Source organism: Delftia acidovorans NBRC 14950, from assembly GCF_001598795.1.
Lineage (GTDB): Bacteria > Pseudomonadota > Gammaproteobacteria > Burkholderiales > Burkholderiaceae_C > Comamonas > Comamonas acidovorans.
This window is the reverse complement of sequence record NZ_BCZP01000057.1, coordinates 1-5,791: the sequence shown is the minus strand read 5'-3', so window position 1 is coordinate 5,791 and position 5,791 is coordinate 1. Positions and strand designations below refer to the sequence as shown.

At 62.7% G+C, this 5,791-nt stretch carries 6 protein-coding genes and 2 rRNA genes; all 8 read left to right on the top strand.

Features of this window, described 5'->3' with window-relative positions:
• Positions 1-201: ribosomal RNA gene (locus DA1_RS29165) — 23S ribosomal RNA — on the top strand; the annotation flags it as partial.
• Positions 202-325: 124 nt separating this feature from the next.
• Positions 326-438 (top strand): 5S ribosomal RNA (gene rrf, locus DA1_RS29160).
• A 308-nt stretch (positions 439-746) separates the two neighbouring features.
• On the top strand, positions 747-1,148 hold the full coding sequence (locus DA1_RS29155) for a MerR family transcriptional regulator (protein WP_013800379.1): 402 nt from the start codon (positions 747-749) through the stop codon (positions 1,146-1,148).
• A 36-nt stretch (positions 1,149-1,184) separates the two neighbouring features.
• Entirely contained in the window at positions 1,185-1,643 is a 459-nt protein-coding gene (locus tag DA1_RS29150; RefSeq protein ID WP_034397423.1) for a PaaI family thioesterase, read from the top strand.
• Between the two features lie 43 nt (positions 1,644-1,686).
• Positions 1,687-2,874: an isovaleryl-CoA dehydrogenase gene (locus tag DA1_RS29145; protein ID WP_034397421.1), complete on the top strand. Its 1,188-nt coding sequence runs from the start codon at positions 1,687-1,689 to the stop codon at positions 2,872-2,874.
• A gap of 55 nt (positions 2,875-2,929) precedes the next feature.
• On the top strand, positions 2,930-3,592 hold the full coding sequence (can, locus tag DA1_RS29140; protein ID WP_012207787.1) for a carbonate dehydratase: 663 nt from the start codon (positions 2,930-2,932) through the stop codon (positions 3,590-3,592).
• Between the two features lie 33 nt (positions 3,593-3,625).
• Positions 3,626-5,413 (top strand): bifunctional isocitrate dehydrogenase kinase/phosphatase, encoded by a 1,788-nt coding sequence (gene aceK, locus DA1_RS29135; RefSeq protein ID WP_013800382.1) that lies wholly within the window; start codon positions 3,626-3,628, stop codon positions 5,411-5,413.
• A gap of 46 nt (positions 5,414-5,459) precedes the next feature.
• A partial coding sequence (locus tag DA1_RS29130) for a thiolase family protein (RefSeq protein WP_507762546.1) occupies positions 5,460-5,791 on the top strand: 332 nt, incomplete at its 3' end.

Here is a 5,791-nt window from a genome sequence, read left to right as displayed (position 1 = left end):
GCCAGTGGATTGCCGAGTAGCTAAGTGTGGAAGAGATAACCGCTGAAAGCATCTAAGCGGGAAACTCGTTTCAAGATGAGATCTGCCGGGGCCTTGAGCCCCCTGAAGAGTCGTTCAAGACCAGGACGTTGATAGGCTGGGTGTGGAAGCGCAGTAATGCGTTAAGCTAACCAGTACTAATTGCTCGTGAGGCTTGACCCTATAACTTTGATGACGTGATCATCAAGGTGGTTATGCCAAGTAAGGCGCAGTCAAAATACAAAGCTGATTACAGACTCTATGAATTCGTTGTGTTGCTCCATGAGCAGCATGACAACAAGTTATGCCTGATGACCATAGCAAGTTGGTACCACTCCTTCCCATCCCGAACAGGACAGTGAAACGACTTTGCGCCGATGATAGTGCGGGTTCCCGTGTGAAAGTAGGTCATCGTCAGGCTCTTACAGCCCAAGAAACCCCGTAGCCCAAAGCTACGGGGTTTTTTGCATTGGGGTGCAGGAAACGGGGAAACAGGCTGAACAGCCAAAACGGACAGCCAAAACGGACAGCCAAACGAACAGCCAAAACGGACATCCCAAAAAAGAGAGCGCTGACGCGCTCTCTTTTTATTCCTGCCGGGCTTCTTCGTCGCACCCGGATGCAACATCCGGCGCAGTTTCCTGTGGCCAATTCCGCTAGCATTGACGTTAACGTCAACGTCGCATTCCCATGGCCGCCGGCTGTGGATGCTGGCGGACTCTCCAGCCATGTCGACCACCTACACCATCAGCGATCTTGCCAAGGAGTTCGATCTCACGACCCGGGCCATCCGCTTCTATGAAGACATGGGCTTGCTTGAGCCCGAGCGCGCCGGGCCTGGCGGGCGCAATCGCGTCTACAGCGCGCGTGATCGCACACGTCTTCGCCTGACCTTGCGGGCCAAGCGGTTGGGACTGTCTCTGAACGAAGCCAAGGAGATCATCGATCTCTACGACAGCCCCCGGGATACGGGCGTGCAACTGCGCAAATTCCTGGAGGTGCTGGCTGTGCATCGCCGCCAGCTCGAGGACCGCCTGGCCGACCTGCAGGCCAACCTGGCCGAGGTGCGAGAGCAGGAATCCGAGGCCCGCACTCTGTTGAAACACCTGGATGGGAAAAATGCTTCATAATTGACGTTTACGTAAACGTAATTTGTGAGGCTTGCCTTGACCGTGCTCCGCCTGGAACCTGCCAACAGCGACTTTGCCCGCCGTGTGCGAGACAGTTTTGCACGCCAGGGCGCGATGCACACCCTGGGCGCCGAGCTGTCCCTGCTGGAGCCCGGCGCCGTCGATGTCTGCCTGGCCTGGGCACCCGGGCTGACGCAGCAGCATGGCTTTTTGCATGCCGGCATGGTTTCCACGGCGCTGGATTCCGCCTGCGGCTATGCAGGGCTGACCCTGATGCCGGCCGATGCTGCTGTGCTCACCATCGAATTCAAGATCAATCTGCTGGCCCCCGCCAAGGGCCAGCGCTTTCGCATGGAAGGCCGGGTGATCAAGCCGGGCCGCACGATCAGCGTGACCGAGGGGCGCGCCTATGCAATCGACGAAGGCCGCGAAAAACTGATTGCCACCATGGGCTGCACGCTGATGTGCGTGCAGGGCCGCGATCTGGCCGACTGAGCCGGGCGGCGTTCTTTCACCAAATTTCCACAGGAGACACGAGATGAGCCTTTCCAACCTGCCGGGCCTGAACTTCCAATTGGGCGAGGACATCGACGCGCTGCGCGATGCCGTGCGCGAGTTCGCACAGGCCGAGATTGCACCGCGCGCCGGCGAGATCGACCGCGACGACCAGTTCCCCATGGACCTGTGGCGCAAGTTTGGCGATCTGGGCGTGCTGGGCATTACCGTGTCCGAGCAGTACGGCGGCGCCAACATGGGCTACCTGGCCCACATGGTGGCGATGGAGGAAATCTCGCGTGCCAGTGCCTCGGTGGGCCTGTCCTATGGCGCGCACAGCAATCTTTGCGTGAACCAGATCAACCGCAACGGCAACGAGGCGCAAAAGGCCAAGTACCTGCCCAAGCTGATCAGCGGCGAGCATGTGGGCGCGCTGGCCATGAGCGAGCCCGGCGCCGGCTCGGACGTGATCAGCATGAAGCTCAAGGCCGAGGACAAGGGCGGCTACTTCCTGCTCAACGGTACCAAGATGTGGATCACCAACGGTCCCGATGCCGACACCCTGGTGGTCTACGCCAAGACCGAGCCCGAGCTGAACGCCCGCGGCGTGACTGCATTCCTGATCGAGAAGGGCATGAAGGGATTTTCCATTGCCCAGAAGCTGGACAAGCTGGGCATGCGTGGCAGCCACACGGGCGAGCTGGTGTTCGAGAACGTCGAGGTGCCGGCCGAGAACGTGCTGGGCGGCCTGAACAACGGCGCCAAGGTGCTGATGAGCGGCCTGGACTACGAGCGTGCCGTGCTGACCGGCGGGCCGCTGGGCATCATGCAGTCGGTGATGGACAACGTTGTGCCCTACATCCATGACCGCAAGCAGTTCGGCCAGAGCATTGGCGAGTTCCAGCTCATCCAGGGCAAGGTGGCCGACATGTACACCGTGCTGCAAGCGGGTCGCTCATTTGCCTATACGGTCGCCAAAAACCTCGATCTGCTGGGAACGGAGCATGTTCGTCAGGTCCGCAAGGACTGTGCCAGCGTCATCCTGTGGTGCGCCGAGAAGGCGACATGGATGGCCGGCGAAGGCGTTCAAATCTATGGAGGTAATGGGTATATCAACGAATACCCACTGGGTCGCCTCTGGCGGGATGCGAAACTCTACGAGATCGGCGCCGGCACCAGCGAGATCCGTCGCATGCTGATCGGCCGCGAGCTGTTCGCAGAGACCTGCTGATCCCGCACCCGCCTGCCGCGCCGTTCTTGAGTTTGACCCAACAAAAGGATTGCTTATGAGCACAACCTCCATCGAAGAACTGTTTGTCCACAACCGCGAATGGGCCCAGCAGATGGAGCGTGACCGGCCCGGTTTCTTCACCGGGCTGTTGTCGCAGCAAAAACCCCGCTACATGTGGATCGGCTGTTCCGACAGCCGCGTCCCTGCGAACCAGATCACGGGCCTGGAGCCCGGCGAGGTGTTCGTGCACCGCAACGTGGCCAACGTGGTCGTGCCCAGCGATCTGAACTGCCTGTCCACCATCCAGTACGCGGTGGACCAGCTCAAGGTCGAGCACCTGATGGTCGTGGGCCACTATGGCTGCGGCGGCGTGCTGGCGGCACTGGAAGATGTGCGCGTGGGCCTGGCCGACAACTGGATCCGCCATGTGAAGGATGTGCGCGACAAGCACCAGGCGCTGCTGGCCAGCCTATCCCCGCAATGGCGCCACGATGCGCTGTGCGAACTCAATGCCATCGAGCAGGTCATCAATGTGGCGCAGAGCACGGTGATGCAGGATGCCTGGGCGCGCGGCCAGAAGGTGACGCTGCACGGCTGGTGCTATGGCCTCAAGGACGGCCTGATCACCAATCTGCAGATGACCGTGCCCGGTGTCGGCGGCATCGCCAACATCCATGCCGAGGCTGTCGAGCTGGTCGCCAGCCGCCAGCGCGACTGAGCGGCCATGGCAGGCGGGACTCCGGGAGACTTCATGCCGATGCCTGCCCAGGACACTCTGCTTGCCCATGACATCGCGCGGGCAATGATGGATGGCTTCAATCGCCATTACCGCCTGTTCCGCGCCGAATCCGCCCGCGCCAAGCACCGCTTCGAAACTGCCGACTGGCTGGGCCAGCAGCGTGCCCAGCGCGAGCGCATCGAGTTCTACGACCTGCGCGTGCGCGAATGCGTGCGCCGGCTGGAAAAGGAATTTGCGGCGGGCGCCCAGCCCATGCCGGTCTGGCAGCAGATCAAGCGCCACTACATCGGGCTCATGGTCAACCACCTGCAGCCCGAGCTGGCCGAGACCTTCTTCAACTCGGTCACCACCAAGATCCTGCACCGCACGCATTTCCACAACGACTTCATCTTCGTGCGGCCCGCCGTCAGCACGGAATACATAGAGAACCAGGAGCCGGCTGCGCGCCCGGCCTACCTGGCCTTCTACCCCACGCGCGAGACGCTGCCGCAGACGCTGCGCGAAGTCGTGGAGCAATTCGCGCTGCAGCGCCCCTTCGAGGACCTGGAGCGCGACATCGCCCGCCTGGCCGAGCGCCTGGAGCCGCAGCTGCAGGCCATGCGGCTGTACGCCAACTTCCAGATCCAGGTGCTGTCCAGCCTGTTTTTCCGCAACAAGGGCGCCTACATCGTCGGCAAGATCATCAACGGCTTTGCCGAGCTGTCCTGGGCCGTGCCCATCTTGCACGGCGACAACGGCCGGCTGGTGCTGCATGCGGCCCTGTTCGGCGAGAAGGACTTCCACGGCCTGTTCAGCTTTGCGCGCGCCTACTTCATGGTCGATACCGACGTGCCCAGCGCCTACGTGCAGTTCCTGCGCAGCCTCATGCCGCGCAAGCCGCGCGCCGAGCTGTACAACGCCCTGGGCCTGGCCAAACAGGGCAAGACGCTGTTCTACCGCGACTTCCTGCACCACCTGCGGCATTCGCGCGACCAGTTCCGCATCGCGCCCGGTATCAAGGGCATGGTCATGCTGGTGTTCGACCTGCCCAGCTTTCCCTATGTGTTTAAGCTCATCAAGGACCGCTTCGCCGCGCCCAAGGAGATCACGCGCGAGCAAGTCAAGGCCAAGTACCGCCTGGTCAAGCAGCACGACCGCGTGGGGCGCATGGCCGACACGCTGGAGTACAGCCTAGTCGCCTTCCCGCGCGAGCGCTTTTCGGATGCGCTGATCGCCGAGATCCTGGAGCATGCGCCCAGCCAGGTCGAGATCAGCGACCGCGACGGCGATGGCCGGCAGGAGGTCATCATCTCCCACCTCTACATAGAGCGGCGCATGGTGCCGCTGAACATGCTGCTGCAGGAGTGCTTCGATGACGGGCTGGACCTGCCGGCACCGCGGCAGCGCCTGGAGAGCGCCGTGATCGAGTACGGCAATGCCATCAAGGACCTGGTCGCGGCCAACATCTTCCCGGGCGACATGCTGTGGAAGAACTTCGGCATCACGCGCGGCGGCAAGGTGGTGTTCTACGACTACGACGAGATCGAATACCTGACCGACTGCCACTTCCGCCAGGTGCCCGCACCGCGCAACGAGGAGGACGAGCTCAGCGGCGAGGTCTGGTACCCCGTGGGCCCGCGCGATGTGTTCCCGGAAACCTTCGCGCCCTTTCTGCTGGGCAACCCGGCCGTGCGCGAAGTCTTCATGCGCCACCATGCCGACCTGCTCGACCCCGCCTTCTGGCAGGCACACCAGCAGCGCATCCGCGAAGGCCATGTCCACGATGTCTTCCCCTACGAGCGCAGCCGCTGGCTGGCCTGACCCGTTTTCCCTTTCTTTCACCATCACGACAACCCAGGAGACAAGCATGCAAGACCCCATCGTCATCGTCGGCGCAGCCCGCACCCCCATGGGCGCCTTCCAGGGCGACTTCGCCGACCTCGCGGCCCATGATCTGGGCGGCGCCGCCATCAAGGCCGCCGTGCAGCGCGCGGGCGTGGCGCCCGAGAAAGTGGACGAAGTGCTGTTCGGCAACTGCCTGATGGCGGGCCAGGGCCAGGCGCCCGCCCGCCAGGCCGGCTTCAAGGGCGGCCTGCCGCGCAGCACGGGCGCCGTGACCCTGTCCAAGATGTGCGGCGCCGGCATGGAGGCCACCATCCTGGCGCACGACCAGTTGGTCGCAGGCAGCCGCGATGTCGT